The organism is Erwinia plantamica (assembly GCF_043420595.1).
GTDB lineage: Bacteria > Pseudomonadota > Gammaproteobacteria > Enterobacterales > Enterobacteriaceae > Erwinia > Erwinia aeris.
Map to the genome: position 1 here is coordinate 356,002 of NZ_JBGCUC010000001.1, position 14,960 is coordinate 370,961.

The window sequence follows — 14,960 nt, forward strand, 5'->3', positions numbered from 1 at the left end:
GCGTTATAACGCGCTGGAGAGTTTTTTCTTACAGTAGACCAGGCTGCTGTAAAGCGGGTTCAGATACCAGATAACCATCAGTTTGATATTGTTTCGCGTCAGTTGGCGTACCAGCGCGTTTACCCTGGGCTGGTACTCCTTCGGCACGGTCATATCATGCTCGCGCAACATTTTCAGGCAGCCGCTCATCACCGGAAAATAGTAATCATCCACCAGCGAACGTTCCACCGGCACGTTGGCGGCGCGGATAGCCTCTTCGGTACCTTCACGAGCGATAAAGTAGTTCTTCACCCAGGAAAAATCGCGCGTACGGACGGAAAGCGACGTCGTGGTATAGCGCTTAAAGTAGTAGGCTTCTGGCGTCACGAAAACCTGTTTTGCCTGCAAATAGAGGGTAAACATAAAAGGCGCGTCTTCGTGATTCTGGATCGGCAGAAAGCGGCTTTTGGTCCGGACAATCAGCTCGCGAGAGATAATGCTGGACCAGAGCACGCGATGCGCGGAGCCGCTGCTGTTCAACTGCTGAATAAAGGCCGTGCCGCCGCTGTACACCCCTTTCAGGTTACGGGCGTGCGTGATCTCAGGCTTGCGCTCTGCCACCGGCACGTCCATAAACATTTTGGCGGCGAAGCAGAACATCTCCAGCTCCGGACAGGCGCGCTTTTCACGCAGGAAGTCGGCAAACAGCGTCGGGCCGGTGAGATCGTCGGCATCCATAAAGTAGATGAAGTCGCCGGTGGCCAGCTCCAGCCCTTTATTCCTGGCGGCGCTGACGCCGCCGTGCGCGTTACGCACCAGCTGAATGCGCGGATCGCGCTGGCAATACTCTTCAATCAGCCGATCGGTACCGTCGGTCGAGCCATCGTCGATAATAATAATCTGCTGCGGCACTACCGTTTGTTGCAGCAGCGAATCAACAGCCTCGCTCAGATCGGCCCGGCCATTATAGACGGGCATAATCACGGACAGCGTAGGCTGCGCCAGATCGTCCTGGTTACTCATCTTTCACCTCGCAGGTTCAGCCGACGGAAAGTTACGTTTTTAAGGTAGTCGCCTACTTTACTGTGCAGCAGGCAGCAGATAACCAGGTTCACAAAACCAATCAGCCCCAGGTAGAGCAGGTTCAGCCAGCGGTTATCGTTCCACTCGAAAGGGATCGACAGCGTAAGGAAGGTCACGCAGGCGGAAACGGCCCAGATCAGCAGCACGTCGCGGGTCAGCCACTGCATATGGATCGTCGGCGCAAACTTCCTGTGCACAATCCATGACCAGACCAGCAGGTAGAAAATGTTTTGCGCAACCCACACGATACCGGTACCGAGCGCGCCATAGTGGATGGCCGCAAAGATATTCAGCGGGATCAGGATAATGGCAAACAGCGTAAAGCCTTTCATATGCAGCGACAGGTTGCCGTTCACATACTGCAAATTATAAAGCAGGCCGACAATCGCCTGCACGCCGCTGCCCAGCGCATACAGCGTCATTACCAGCGACATCTGCTCGCCAATCTGCGCGTTCTGCGTCCAGGCCCAAATCAGCTGGGTTGGATAGAAAGCGATGGTCAGGCTGAGCGGCGCCATAAAGATGCTTACCGCCTGGGTTGTCCAGCGATACAGCTTCAGCGTTTCCTGCTCGCCGTTCTCGCTTTTGGTACGCATCCCCGTCATGCGCGGCACAATCGCCTGCATAATCGGGCTGCTGAGCATCACGATGCCGGTTGCCGCCGTCGCCACCACGGTAAAGGAACCGTAGGTCGCCAGCGGCAGCGTTTTGGACAGCACCAGACGGTCAATCTGCGAAATAAACGTCCAGATGGCGCTGGAAAAAGCCGCGCCGACGGCAAAGCGCAGGAAAGGCTTCAGCACGCCTTTCAGGTTATCCACCCTGGTGTTGCGATCGCTTTTAGGCACCAGCTGGTAGGATTTGCGAATGCAGAAGAAGGCCTCGCCCAGTGAAATCAACAGCTGCCAGCAGAAGAAGAAGATGACCGGGTTCGACGCGAAACGAATAACGAACACCGCGCCAAAGGTGCGCAGCGTAATCACCACCAGGTTCAGCGCGTTCAGCCAGACCTGATGTTCATAGCCGACAATTACGCTGCGATAAGGCCCGATACGCCAGCGGATAGCGGCGGTCAGCACCATGATGCCGACGGCAATCACCAAATCCTGATGCGGGATAGTTTTCGCATGCAGCCAGTGCGAGGCGACATAAGGCGAGGCGAACCAGCCCATCACCACCAGCACGGCGGAAGAGATCAGAAAGAACTTACCCAGCGTAGCGAACAGCGAGGGAAACCACGGGTTTTGCTCCCGATCGGCGCGATAGCGGGCCGCCTCACGCAGCAGCGTGGTGGAAATCCCCACGTCCAGCAGCTGTAGCCAGGTCAACAGGATCGAGAAAAAGCCGATAAGGCCGTAAATCTCCATGCCCAGTTGATGAATATATAAGGGTACGACCAGTATCCCGGCAAGCGTGATATAAATCTGACCGACATAATTCGCAACCGCATTACGCTTAATCGACATAATCTCTTCTATCGTGCTCGGTTTATCATTTATCAATAACGCAGACTAACAAATCGCTGCCCGAACTACATCCGGGAAATAGTCTTAAAAGCGCGATGCGCGATGCCCGAAGTCACGCCTGAATAGTACCGCCCGGCAACAGGTTGTTATAAAAGAATGCGGCAAGCTTGTATCTTTAACGTCCAATACAGGCTATTAAAAAAATAGTAAATCTGAGATAAAAAAGGCTGAACAATCATTATCCGCTTTTTACATTCTGCCGGGCCATTTTTATCTGGAGCGATGTCGTGAGCATGGCGAAAGTCATGGCCGACAAGGTTTAGCGGGTGGCCCTGATGCTGAGACGGGCTTTTAGTTTCTTCTGGCCCTTGCCGGCTGCCCGACGCGGCAGCCTCGTCCGCCAACAGAAAAAGGCGGCTTATGGATAGCGAAAAGCTGCGCGGAGTGAAGCCTGAAGCCAACCGGCAGCGCGCGCAAATTCAGCCTCTGGCGAAAAATTCCCCCAATCGGCCCTGATGAGGATCCTGCCCTGTCATAAGCGCGGACAGTTAACCCGTTTTCAGCTCACTATTCCACCGGCTTATTTTCTATTCGGACCAATGAATGCTGAGCGCTTTAAGGCACAGAAAAACCGATGCTAACTCAATCGTTATTTTTTATGCCTCGTTTTATTAATTAGTTTAAAAAAACCTGGACGACCGTGATAAAAAAACACACCAATACGATTAAAGATAAAAATAAATATCATCTTCTTTACTATTTTACCCGCATAAAATAAAAATGACCTGAATAAGAAAATAAAAATGTGAATCAGCTTGTTGTAGGATAGCGATAATAAAAATCACTACTCTTTTAGTTTAAGCGCCGTATCCGTGCTTTTCCCTGCCGTTCCCGAGGGTGTTTGCCCGCCATGCGGAAATTTTCAACCTGCTGTTTTTACTTTGATTTTATCAAAATAACGGTTTTATCCCTGCCAGGAGCTGGCCTGGCGCAACCGTGATGGGGCGCATAAAAAGCGCGGTCGGCCGCCTCTTTTTCCGCTGTTTCTGCCACAGAGAGGCAGGCTGCCACGACTAACGTGACAGAGATCACATTCAATTTTCTGACGCATAATTCCGCCTCTGCCACCTCAGCCAACCGCGGCCGGGATTTATGCTAGCCTCAAAGTAGAGGGAGTGTTGCCGTCCTGAGAGTGGGTTGATAAAAAACATGAAAATATCAGAGAGTTTTCGCAGCCATTTTATCCGCGAAGTGCTTATACCTTTGGTGCTGGTGTTATTAATTATTTTTACTGCGGCAACGTTTACGGTCTGGTGGGCCACCGCGAAAACCAATCGCGACGCCGCTCACCAGCAGCAGCAGATTATCGAGACTTCGCTGACGCAAAGCCTGACGGAAATGATCAAACAGAATCGCAGCCTGGCGCTGTGGCAGCCGCTTGGCCGTCGTCTGGATCGCGCGCTACAGGATACGCCCTGGCTGAACCAGAACGTCGGCACCTGGCTGTCGACCATGTTCGGCCACCAGCTTATCTATATTCTTGATGAGGAAGATCGGCCGGTGTATCGCTGGGAGTGGGATAAAAACGTCCCTGTGGCGCAGTTCGAACATCTGCGTCAGCCGATCAATGAGCTATCGGCCCGGCTTAAAACCCCTTTTGCCAGCGGCGGACACGCCGAAGCGATCGACTTTACCCTGATCGATAAACGGCCCGCTGCGCTCGCCATCAGCATTATTGACGACGGCTACGGCGGCAGCGGGCGTTTTCGGCTGGTGAGCGTAAAATATCTGGACGCCAGCTATCTCAATTCCCTCTCTCAACGCAGCCTGCTGCACGATCTGCACTACGCCGACGGCAAGCCGATGAAAACGGGCGCTAACTATTTATTAAAAAATCACCTCGGCGACGCGCTGGGCTATATCAGCTGGCGCCCGGCCGCGCCCGGCACGCAAATGTTTCAGGTTATCGGCCCGGTCGGGCTGGCAATGGTGCTGATTATCACGCTGATCTGCGGAGTGATGATCCGCCGCCTGTGGCTGTCCTCGCTCAAGCTCTCACAGTCGCTGCTTCAGCTGAGCGCCAGCGAGGCGCAGGCGCAGCATCTGGCTTTCCACGACGTGCTGACCGGCCTGCCTAATCGCGCGCTGGTTGAGGAACGGCTGACGCAGGCGCTGGGCAAGCTGAACCGCAGTCCTGAACATGTCGCGCTGCTGCTGCTGGATCTCGACCGTTTTAAACAGGTTAATGACACCTATGGGCACCATGCGGGAGACGAGCTGATTATCGACGTGGGGCATCGCCTTAGTCAGGAGGTCAGAGAAGCCGATACCGTAGGCCGGCTTGGCGGCGACGAATTTGTGGTTATCGTGGAAGGGATCACCGCGTTCAGCGATATTCAGAAGCTGTGCGAGCGGATCATTGCCTCGCTGGCGCGGCCTTTTACGCTGCTGGGCAGTGAAACCTGGATAGGCGTCAGTATTGGCGTGGCGATGGCGCCTCAGGATGCGAGCGATCGGCTGGAAATGATGCGTAAAGCGGATATCGCGCTGTACGAGGCCAAAAGCCAGGGGCGCGGTCAGTATCGCGTGTTTGATAACTCGATGGATGAACAGGTCAAAACGCGCCAGCTGATTGCGGCTGATTTACGCGCCGCGCTGCAAAACAAGCGCGATCTGGCCGTTTACTATCAGCCGCTGATGGATATTTCCGGGCAGCAAGTCGTGGGTCTGGAAGCGCTGATGCGCTGGCATCATCCGCAGCGCGGCGTGATTTCGCCCGGCGAATTTATTCCGCTGGCGGAGGAAATGGGCCTGATTATCCAGATTGGCGAATGGGTGCTGCGTGAAGCCTGCCGCGTGTCGCTGGCGTGGCCCGATATCTCCATGGCTATTAATGTCTCCCCTTTACAGTTTCGTTCAGCGGGCTTTGTGGAGCGGTTTAAAGCCATCGTCCAGCAGGAAAAAACGCTGCCTTCCCGTATTGAGCTGGAAATTACCGAAGGCGTGCTGATTGAAGATGAGAAAGGCGCGCAGGAGATTATGCGCGCGCTGCGTGAAGCGGGTTTCCGTATCGCGCTGGATGATTTCGGCACGGGCTACTCCAGTCTGAATTACCTGAGTCATTTCTCGGTGGATAAAATCAAAATCGACCGCTCCTTTACCCAGTCGCTGGGCGTGACGGAGAACTCAACCGCCATCATCGAATCGGTGGTAAGACTGGGCCAGGCAATGGGGCTGACCGTAACCGCAGAAGGCGTGGAAACCAACAGCCAGATGGCGGCGCTGGCGGAGGCAGGTTGTAATGAGCTACAGGGCTACCTTTTTTCGCAGGCCGTATCGGAACAGGAAATTGCTGCGCTGCTGGCTCCCGATAAAGCCAGCTAACGCAGCGTGACAACGTCACCTTCTTATTGACGCCGCGCCCGTTCATTAATGACGCGCGGCGCAGGATGTTAAAAGAAACCCAGCGGTTCGGTGCTGTAGCTGACCAGCAGGTTTTTGGTTTGCTGATAGTGATCGAGCATCATTTTATGCGTTTCCCGCCCGATGCCGGACTTTTTGTAGCCGCCAAACGCCGCGTGTGCCGGATACAGATGATAGCAGTTGGTCCAGACGCGCCCTGCCTTAATCGCCCTGCCGACCCGATAAGCGCGGTTGATATCGCGCGTCCAGACGCCCGCGCCCAGCCCATAGATCGAGTCGTTGGCAATGGCGATGGCTTCCGCCTCATCTTTAAAGGTCGTGATGCCTACAACAGGCCCGAAGATCTCCTCCTGGAACACGCGCATACTGTTGTTGCCCTTGAGCAGCGTTGGCTGAATGTAATAGCCGCCGGCCAGATCGTCGTCCAGCTTCTCCACGCCGCCGCCGGTCAGCACCTCTGCGCCTTCCTGCCGCGCAATGTCCAGATAAGAGAGAATTTTATCAAATTGCTGCTGCGAAGCCTGCGCGCCGATCATGGTGTCGGTATCCATAGGATCGCCGCGCCTGATGGTTTTAATTCTTTTTAATACCGCTTCCATAAAGGGTGCATAAATGGATTCCTGCACCAGCGCGCGCGAAGGACAGGTGCATACCTCGCCCTGATTCAGAAAGCCCAGCACCACGCCTTCCGCCGCTTTCTCTATAAAAGAAGGCTCGGCCTGCATGATGTCCTCAAAGAAGATGTTCGGTGACTTGCCGCCCAGCTCAACCGTTGAAGGAATAAGGTTTTTCGCCGCCAGCTCCAGGATATGGCCGCCGGTAGCGGTAGAGCCGGTAAAGGCAATTTTGGCGATGCGCGGATTGCCCGCCAGCGCCTCACCCGCTTCACGACCAAAGCCATGCACTACGTTCAGCACGCCTTTCGGCAGCAGGTCGGCGATCAGCTCGACAAACAGCGTGATTGACAGCGGCGTCTGCTCCGCCGGTTTCAGCACCACACAGTTGCCCGCGCCGAGCGCCGGTGCCAGCTTCCAGGCCGCCATCAGCAGTGGAAAGTTCCACGGGATAATCTGGCCGACTACGCCCAGCGGTTCGTGAAAATGGTAGGCGGCGGTAAACTCGTCGATTTCCGCCGCCGTGCCTTCCTGCGCGCGCAGGCAGCCCGCGAAATAGCGAAAATGATCGACCGCCAGCGGCAGATCCGCCGCCAGCGTCTCGCGTACCGGTTTGCCATTGTCCCAGCTTTCGTTGACGGCCAGATATTCCAGCTTCTCTTCCAGCCGATCGGCGATTTTCAGCAGCGTCAGCGAACGCGACTGGACGGAAGTTTTGCCCCAGGCTTCTGCCGCCGCGTGCGCCGCATCGATGGCGTTTTCAACATCCGCCTTATCTGAACGAGGGAACTCACCGATCGTCGAGCCATTAACCGGTGACGTATTGGTAAAGTAATTACCGTTTACCGGCGCAACAAACTCGCCGTTGATAAAATTGCCGTAGTGCGATTTCAGCACGATTAAGGAATCCTGACTGCCCGGATATGCGTAGCGCATGATCGTCTCTCCGCGATAATTAACAATTAAACAACTTTAAATTAACATTAACAGAACAGGAGAAATTGACAGCCGGGCCAGGCGGAAAGTGTGACCGCGCCGAAAGGAAAGCGCTAAAGCGAGGAAAGAGGACGGCAGAGCCGCCCCGTTGCGTCAGGCGAGGCGCGCTATCGCGCGCGGCTGCTGACAAAAATTCTGCAAAAGCCGCAGCGGCCAGCTGGGTTCGGGGAGCGCTTCGCCAGCGGCTTCGGGCCTTGAGCTGTTTTGCTGACAGGCCGCCATAATCGCCGACGTAAACTCGGGATGGAACTGCACCGAGAGCGCCTGTGGGCTGTAGCGAACGATCTGACACGGATCCATCACGGAAGAGGCCAGCACCCGCGCACCGGTCGGCGGTCGCAGCACCGACTGACGATGGGAAAGCCACGCGGAAAACTGCCCCGGCAGCGCGCCCAGCAATACATCTTCAGCGCCCTCTTCGTGACGGGTGATCTGCTGCACTCCCCCTTCCCAGCCACGCGGATTATCGCCCACCTTGCCGCCCAGCGCATAAGCCATAAGCTGATGACCATAGCAGACGCCCAGCAGCGGCAGCTGATGATCCATAGCGCTGCGTATCCAGGCGGCCGTACGCTCGCTCCACTCCGCATGATCGGTGACCATCGCCCAGGAGCCGGAGAGAATGGCCCCCGACAGCAAAGCGGGATCGGGCAGCGCTTCGCCCAGATCGGGACGCACGATCAGCCAGGCATCCGGCTGTAAACCCGCAGCGGCGATAAACCAGTGCTGCTGCTCGCCCACCTGCGCCATGACGCCCGCAGGCGGCGTTTCAAACTGGATAATAGCGAAAGGAAGCGCGTTCATTGTCTGGCAATCTCCTTATGCGGCTGATTCGGAATCTTACAAGAAAAAAGGGCCTTCACGCTTAACATCATGGCGATTCGTGCCATCATAGGCTAATGATTAAACACACTAAAGGATTGCGTTGTGGCTGTACGTCATTTTTTCCTGATTTTGCTGGTGGTCACCACCTGGGCTTTCAATAACGTTGCGGTAAAATGGGGGCTTGGCGAGGTGCCGCCGCTGTTTCTGACGCTGATGCGCTTTGTAGTGGTGGCGCTGATCCTGGTGCCTTTTACCCGCGTTACGCGTGAACAGCTGCGCTATCTGGTGCCGCTGGCCTTTACCTTTGGCTTTATGCACTTCTCGCTGCTGTTTCTCGGCCTGAAATATACCGACGCGGGCACAGGCGCCATCGTGGTGCAGCTGGGTACGCCTTTCGCGATGATCCTGGCGATGATTTTTTTGCAGGAAAAACTGTCGCTGGTACAGATGTTGGGCATCGCCATTTCGCTGAGCGGCGTGGTGGTACTGGCGGGCAGCCCGACCATTCCAACATGGTGGGTGCTGTGCCTGCTGCTTTGCAGCGCGGTGGGCTGGGCCGTCAGCAACCTTATCGTGAAGAAATCCCCGTCGATCAAGCCGCTTACCATGACCGGCTGGCTCTCTTTTCTGGCGATCCCCATCGTGGGCCTCTCATCCTTCTTTATGGAAAGCGGCCAGCTGACCAGCCTGGTTAACGCTTCATGGCGAGGCTGGTTCGCGATTTTGTACAGCGCAATCTGCTCTTCCATCGTCGCCTATTCGCTGTGGTATGGCCTGCTGCGCACCTATAACGTCAATCTGATTATGCCCTATTCGCTGCTGACGCCGGTGCTGTCGGTGATTATGGGCGTGCTGGTGCTGGGCGACAGCATGAATATCTTTAAGGTTTTCGGCTCGCTGCTGGTGGTGGCCGGCACGGCGATTGCGGTGATCAACCTGCGCAACCTGAGGATGCACGCCCGCCTGCCAAAGCTGAAGCGGCTGCGCTAGCGACCGCCGATCTTCATTGCTATGGTTAAATTAAAGGAGGAAGCAATGACGACCCGGTTAACCGCACAATGCTGGCAACAGCTCTGGCAGGCATTACGCAATGACGACGCGCCCGATGTCCATTTTATCGGCGAGCAGCGTCTCCCTTCCGCCTTTCCGGTCACCGAGCTGGCGGCCACCAGCATGGCGCTGGCGATGCAGGCGGCCGCAGCCCTGACCGGCAATCCCGCCCGTCAGCGCGTCGATATGCGCCTGGCGTCCCGCTGGTTTCAACACAGCTTTCAGCCCGTAAACCGCTCTGCGCCCTCGCTGTGGGATGCCTTTGCCGGAGACTACGCCGCCGCAAACGGCTGGATCCGCCTGCACACCAACGCGCCGCATCACCGGGCGGCGATGGAAAACGTGCTGGGCACGCACGCCAGCCGCGCCGATTTGGCGCAGGCCGTCAGCCGCTGGGACAAAACCGCGCTTGAACAGGCGGTGATTGACGCGGGCGGCTGTGCGGCAGAGATGCGCAGCGTGGAAGCCTGGCGGCAGCACTCACAGGGGCAAAGCGTACGGCACGAGCCGCTGATAGTGCAAAGCGTACAGCCGCAGGCCGCCGCGCCGGGCTGGGCGCTGCCAGGGCTGCGGCCGCTGCAAGGCGTCAGGGTGCTGGATCTGACCCGAATTATCGCCGGGCCGGTCGCCACGCGCTTTCTGGCCGGGCTGGGCGCGGACGTGCTGCGGCTCGATCCGCCGGGCTGGCAGGAGCCGACGCTGGAGGAGGAAGTCACGCTGGGCAAACGCTGCGCGCGCCTCGATTTAAAGTCGGCGGCAGGCAGGCAGATTTTTGCACAGCTGCTGGGCCAGGCGGATATTCTGATCCACGGCTATCGTGCCGATGCGCTGAGCGCGCTGGGGTATGATACGGAGGCACGACAAAAGCTTTCTCCTGGCCTGATCGACGTCAGCCTGAACGCCTGGGGCTGGACGGGGCCGTGGCGCAACCGGCGCGGTTTTGACAGCCTGGTGCAGATGGGCTGCGGCATAGCGGAAACCGGCAGTCAGTGGCAGCACAGCGAGAAACCGGTGCCGCTGCCGGTACAGGCGCTCGACCATGCTACCGGCTATCTGATGGCCGCCGCCGCGCTGGAAGGCATGCGGCTCAGGCTGCAAAACGGCACGGGCTTCAGCGCCAGGCTGTCGCTGGCCCGCACTGCCTGCCTGCTGACCGATAATCCTTATCCCGAGGCGATGCGCCCCAAAGGGCTGGTTAGCGCACAACCGCATGATAACAATGTCGAAACGGAGATAAACGCCTGGGGGATCGGCCTGCGCCTTAAACCGCCGGTGGAGCTGCCCGGCACGCCGCTGGTTTGGTCTGCTTCCGCCTCGCCGTTGGGTTCTGCGCGCGCAGCGTGGCGGGATTAACCCGCTGGCTACGCGCCTGTTAACTGATAAAGTAAAGCCAGATGACCGGGCCGTTTCGCGCACCTGTTAAGTGACAAAGTACAGCAAGACGATCGGCCCGCTTTGCGCACCTGTTAACTGATAAAGTAAAGCCAGTATCGCCGGGCGCGGTACTGGCTTTACTCAGTGACTACCGGCAGAAACCAGGCCAGCCGGATTGTCCGCAGCTTTACGCTTCGTCTTCTTCCGCCAGCTCGTCGCGCATCGCCTGAATCGCTTCGCGACTTAGCGCGGCCAGCGTACGGTAAAACGGCGTATCGGCCCAGGCTTCCACCTTGCCCAGGAACTGACCGCACCACGGCAGCAGATAGTCGTCGAACAGCGTAATTTGCGCCTGTACCTCATCCTCCTGCGACTGATCCTCCAGCCAGGAAGCGGCCAGCAGCAGCGAGCCAAACCGATCGGCCGGGCCTTCGCCAAGCGGCATGCCACGGCTCTGCAAAAACGCCCGCACTTCGCTCTCCTGCGGGCCGTTTTCCCACTTTGAACCCTCCGGCGACACCTTGCAGTCGCTGCCGACAAACAGCGCGTTATAGTCAGCGGCCAGCGCCTGCGGATCGCTGTTCTGCTGCAAACGCGTCAGCAACTCGCCCTGCTCCAGCGGCCACTGCTGCTGCAGCTTGCCCTCGCGCAACAGCGTAAACAGCGGCACCAGCAGCGGATCCTGCGGCTGGCGGTTATAGAGCGAGCCAAGGATGCGGCAGATAATCGAAAATTCATTCATCGGGATGGGTCCATAGCGTTAAGCGTGACAACGTCACAGGTCAGCAAATTCTGTAATGGTCGTGCCGGTTCTGCGCTGTAAAAAATCCAGCAGGCGGCGCGGCGTGACATTTAATACGCGTTCTTCGGGAAAATCCACTTCCTTCATGATCCGCAGACAATGCTCAAAATTGCCCAGCGTAAAGGCAGTATGGGAATCCGAGCCGCAGGCGATCCAGCCGCCGGCATCGCGTACTGCGGCTGCAATAGCACGACAGTTAGGCTCGCTACCCTTGCGCGAGTGGGTAAAAGAGGAGTTGTTCAGCTCCAGCGCCACCTCATATTTTGCGGCGGCCTCGGCAATAGCAGGAATATCAACAGGGTACTTCGGGTTGCCCGGATGGCTGATGATATGCACGTTGCCGCTGGCCATGGCGGCGATCATCGCTTCGGTATTGGTCGCCTTGTCGCGCGGTGCGAAAACCGGCTCGTGAAAGCCTGCCACCACGATATCCATGGCCTCCATCATCGGCCCGGTGCAGTCGATATCGCCCGCCAGGTTTTTAATATTGGCTTCAATACCGCGCAGGATGCCAATGCCGTCCACCACGCGCGGCCAGACTCGCATATTGATAAAATGCCAGTGGTGCGGCGCATCGGCCATATCGGGGCCGTGATCGGTGATCGCCAGCAGTTTGACGCCGCAGGTTTGCGCCTGCTGGACGTAGTCACGCAGCGTGCTATAGGCATGGGTGCTGGCAACGGTGTGCATATGAAGATCGACAGGGTACATAATTTCTCCTTGTTGACGGGCACTCGGCCCGGACGAGTTAGTAGCCTCGCGCCAGATCGACCTGACCGGCGGGCATATCACCCGCTTCACGCTGGCGGATGGCGTCAGCAATGTAGTCCATAGCTTCCTCCGGCAAGGTGACAGCCGCATTATGCGGCGTGATGGCGATAGCCGGATGCGTCCAGAAAGGATGATCCTGCGCCAGCGGCTCCTGCGCAAAAACGTCCAGCGCCGCCGCCTTGATTTCGCCCGCCGCCAGCGCCGCCAGCAGATCTTCTTCCACCAGATGCGCGCCGCGCGCCAGATTAATCAGATAAGCCTCCGGCTGAAGCTGACTCAGTAAACCACGGTTCAGAATGCCGACGGTTTGCGGCGTGTTCGGCAACAGGTTAATCAGCACGCGGGTGCCGGAAAGAAACTCGCTCAGCTGCGCTTCGCCGTGGAAACTGGTGACGCCCGGCAGCGTTTTCGGCGTGCGGCTCCAGCAGCGCACCGGAAAACCCCAGTAGCGCAGGCTTTCCGCCACGCTGCGCCCCAACACGCCCGCGCCCAGAATGCCGATGGTAAAGGCGTCCCGGCCAGGGTTGCGCAGCGGCTGCCACAGCGCCTGGCTTTTCTGCTGCTGATAGTCGTTAAAGCGGCGGAACCAGCCCAGCACGTGCCAGACCGCATATTCCTGCATCTGGCGACCCATGCCGGTATCCTCCAGACGAAACAGCGGCACGCCAGCCGCCAGCATCTGCGGATGTTCGCGCAGCTGGTTGAGAATATCATCAACGCCCGCGCCCAGCGCAAAAACGCCTTTTAAATCCGTACGGCCCTGCAGCATCGCTACCGGCGGCTGGCGCACCAGCGCGTAATCCGCAGGAGCCCGATCGCCCGGCGTCCATTCACGCACGCGGGCCTGCGGCAAACGCTGCTCTAATCCGGCCTGCCATTTTTTTGCATTAAAGGAAGGATGATAAAAAATGATATCCACGCGGCTTCTCCTGTTTTTCCTTCAGGCTCAGGGAAAATGCAGCCCGTGGCAAGCAAAAAATAAGGGGGCCGTTATGGCCCCCCTGGCTAGCGTGTCGTCTGGATAAGCCTGCGCAGCAGCGGCATCAACAGCAGCAGGATCAGACCTGTGGCGACGCTGCCGCAGCCCAGCAGCATAAAGATATGGCTGTAGCCAGGGTTGGTTAGCGCAGGCGAACTGCCGCTGTTCTCCGGCATCATGCCGGAAACGTGACCGGCCAGCACCGACGCGACGCCTGTTACCATCATCCAGCAGCCCATCATCACGCCCTGATAACGTAGCGGCGCCAACCTGCCGATCATCGCGTAGCCAACCGGCGAAATCAGCAGCTCGGCCAGGCTTTGCAGAATGTAGCTGATCGCGATCCATTTGAACGCCACCATGCCGTCGCCGCCGGCCAGCATAATACCCACGGGCAAGACCAGCATCCCCAGCCCGATACAGAACAGCGAAGAAGCGAACTGCAAAGGAATATCGATGCGCCAGCCACGCTCGCGCATGTTACGAAAGCCCATTGCCAACAGCGGCCCGCCGAAAACAATCACCAGCGTATTGATGTTTTGCACCCACTGCGGCGCAACCCGGATGCCCCAAACGTTCAGCATAATATTGTGTTCGGTAAACAGCATCAGCCCCATCGGCGCCAGCTGGTAAAGCGTCCAGAACACCAGCGCGCCCAATGCCAGGATCAAGTAGGCGGCCATTCGGCGCTGTTCTTCCCGTGGGCGATGTCGCAGCGTGGTGGCGGCAAGCAACAGGAAAACAACCGCGCCGAGGATCAGTACAAAAGTGCCGGTAAAATCAGCATGGGTCAGCATCAGGCGGATAATCGGCACCAGCACCACCAGGATCAGCAGGCCCGCCAGCATCCGCAGCCGCAGCTGCGATTTGTTGACGTGCAGCAGCGGCGTATCGATATCCGCCAGCGTTTTCCAGCGCAGCAGAGAAATAACGATGGCGACGGCGTTGCCCAGCGTGGCGAACAGGAACAGCGCCTGGTAATGCTCCTGTAGCTGGAAATAGCCCGCGCCAGTGAAGCCGATAAAGAAGCCCAGGTTCATCCCGGCATAGTTCCACAGGAAGGCGCTTTCGCGACGGCTGTCTTCCGGCGTAAAACGCTGGGTCAGCATCATATTGATACAGGTTACGTTCAGGCCGCTGCCGGTGAGGAACATCGCCAGCCCCCAGTACAGCCCGTCCGCGCTTTGCCCGGAGAGGATCCAACAACCAATGACCTGCAACACCATACCCAGCACAAACAGGTTACGGTTGCTGAGGTAGCGTCCGCCGAGGTAGCCGCCAAACAGATGCAGCCCGTAGTTGAAAGCGCCGAACACGCCCATCATGGCGTTGGCCTGCGCCTCGCTGAAGCCGAGTCGTTTGGTGGCATAAAGCACCAGGGTGGAATAGAGCACGGCAAAGCCAAGGGTGGCGAAAATCTGGATAAAGAAAAGCGCGCGCGTACCTTCCTGCCCTGTCGCTCCACCGTTTTTAGTCTGGATAGTCACTGTGGCCTCGTGATTTTTTAGCCTGGTAAAGCGAATCATTATGCACATTGTTCGGCCAATTGCGCTGATACCGTTGCGTTTTACTTTAGTAAACGGTCCTTTTGCCGAATT

The 14,960-nt window shown here is 57.5% G+C and carries 11 protein-coding genes; 3 read left to right on the forward strand and 8 right to left on the reverse strand.

Annotated features, from left to right (window positions below; all coding sequences use genetic code 11):
- Nucleotides 1–3 precede the first annotated feature (3 nt).
- Both AB3U87_RS01655 and AB3U87_RS01660 read right to left on the reverse strand, forming a co-directional pair.
- The gene (locus AB3U87_RS01655; protein WP_301729426.1) at nucleotides 4–1,002 is read right to left on the reverse strand and encodes a glycosyltransferase; all 999 of its coding nucleotides are present in this window, start codon (nucleotides 1,000–1,002) and stop codon (nucleotides 4–6) included.
- A complete protein-coding gene (locus tag AB3U87_RS01660) occupies nucleotides 999–2,528 on the reverse strand; it encodes a lipopolysaccharide biosynthesis protein (RefSeq protein WP_253460597.1) in 1,530 nt (509 codons plus the stop codon). The genes AB3U87_RS01655 and AB3U87_RS01660 overlap by 4 nt, the downstream gene beginning before the upstream one ends.
- Nucleotides 2,529–3,737: 1,209 nt before the next feature.
- On the opposite strand from AB3U87_RS01660, the gene AB3U87_RS01665 reads away from it, so the two are divergent.
- The gene (locus AB3U87_RS01665; protein ID WP_370734236.1) at nucleotides 3,738–5,912 is read left to right on the forward strand and encodes a putative bifunctional diguanylate cyclase/phosphodiesterase; all 2,175 of its coding nucleotides are present in this window, start codon (nucleotides 3,738–3,740) and stop codon (nucleotides 5,910–5,912) included.
- A 68-nt stretch (nucleotides 5,913–5,980) separates the two neighbouring features.
- Here AB3U87_RS01665 and exaC read toward each other — a convergent pair whose 3' ends face one another.
- Together exaC and AB3U87_RS01675 are read right to left on the reverse strand one after the other, a co-directional pair.
- Nucleotides 5,981–7,501, reverse strand: a complete 1,521-nt coding sequence (exaC, locus tag AB3U87_RS01670; protein ID WP_394148176.1) for an acetaldehyde dehydrogenase ExaC — start codon at nucleotides 7,499–7,501, stop codon at nucleotides 5,981–5,983.
- Nucleotides 7,502–7,654: 153 nt separating this feature from the next.
- Entirely contained in the window at nucleotides 7,655–8,365 is a 711-nt protein-coding gene (locus tag AB3U87_RS01675) for a glutamine amidotransferase (protein WP_253460587.1), read from the reverse strand.
- Between the two features lie 123 nt (nucleotides 8,366–8,488).
- Here AB3U87_RS01675 and AB3U87_RS01680 point away from each other — a divergent pair, with 123 nt between their 5' ends.
- Complete coding sequence (locus AB3U87_RS01680; RefSeq protein ID WP_253460585.1) at nucleotides 8,489–9,376, forward strand: DMT family transporter; 888 nt, start codon at nucleotides 8,489–8,491, stop codon at nucleotides 9,374–9,376.
- Nucleotides 9,377–9,421: 45 nt separating this feature from the next.
- Complete coding sequence (locus AB3U87_RS01685; protein WP_394148179.1) at nucleotides 9,422–10,789, forward strand: CoA transferase; 1,368 nt, start codon at nucleotides 9,422–9,424, stop codon at nucleotides 10,787–10,789.
- A 208-nt stretch (nucleotides 10,790–10,997) separates the two neighbouring features.
- Here AB3U87_RS01685 and AB3U87_RS01690 read toward each other — a convergent pair whose 3' ends face one another.
- The 4 genes from AB3U87_RS01690 to AB3U87_RS01705 form a co-directional block, all read right to left on the reverse strand.
- Nucleotides 10,998–11,552 carry a TorD/DmsD family molecular chaperone gene (locus AB3U87_RS01690; RefSeq protein ID WP_394148180.1) on the reverse strand — a complete coding sequence of 185 codons (555 nt, stop codon included), beginning with the start codon at nucleotides 11,550–11,552 and terminating at the stop codon, nucleotides 10,998–11,000.
- Between the two features lie 33 nt (nucleotides 11,553–11,585).
- Nucleotides 11,586–12,323, reverse strand: a complete 738-nt coding sequence (locus AB3U87_RS01695; protein ID WP_253460576.1) for a phosphatase — start codon at nucleotides 12,321–12,323, stop codon at nucleotides 11,586–11,588.
- Between the two features lie 37 nt (nucleotides 12,324–12,360).
- Nucleotides 12,361–13,302: a glyoxylate/hydroxypyruvate reductase GhrA gene (ghrA, locus tag AB3U87_RS01700; RefSeq protein WP_253460573.1), complete on the reverse strand. Its 942-nt coding sequence runs from the start codon at nucleotides 13,300–13,302 to the stop codon at nucleotides 12,361–12,363.
- 86 nt (nucleotides 13,303–13,388) lie between these two features.
- A complete protein-coding gene (locus AB3U87_RS01705; protein ID WP_301252253.1) occupies nucleotides 13,389–14,849 on the reverse strand; it encodes a peptide MFS transporter in 1,461 nt (486 codons plus the stop codon).
- Nucleotides 14,850–14,960: the final 111 nt, after the last annotated feature.

Excerpts from the sequence above, each read along its gene's own strand:
- AB3U87_RS01655 (WP_301729426.1), bottom strand. The coding sequence starts at position 1,002 with ATGAGTAACCAGGACGATCTGGCGCAGCCTACGCTGTCCGTGATTATG.
- AB3U87_RS01660 (WP_253460597.1), bottom strand. The coding sequence starts at position 2,528 with ATGTCGATTAAGCGTAATGCGGTTGCGAATTATGTCGGTCAGATTTAT.
- AB3U87_RS01665 (WP_370734236.1), top strand. The coding sequence starts at position 3,738 with ATGAAAATATCAGAGAGTTTTCGCAGCCATTTTATCCGCGAAGTGCTT.
- exaC (WP_394148176.1), bottom strand. The coding sequence starts at position 7,501 with ATGCGCTACGCATATCCGGGCAGTCAGGATTCCTTAATCGTGCTGAAA.
- AB3U87_RS01675 (WP_253460587.1), bottom strand. The coding sequence starts at position 8,365 with ATGAACGCGCTTCCTTTCGCTATTATCCAGTTTGAAACGCCGCCTGCG.
- AB3U87_RS01685 (WP_394148179.1), top strand. The coding sequence starts at position 9,422 with ATGACGACCCGGTTAACCGCACAATGCTGGCAACAGCTCTGGCAGGCA.
- AB3U87_RS01690 (WP_394148180.1), bottom strand. The coding sequence starts at position 11,552 with ATGAATGAATTTTCGATTATCTGCCGCATCCTTGGCTCGCTCTATAAC.
- AB3U87_RS01695 (WP_253460576.1), bottom strand. The coding sequence starts at position 12,323 with ATGTACCCTGTCGATCTTCATATGCACACCGTTGCCAGCACCCATGCC.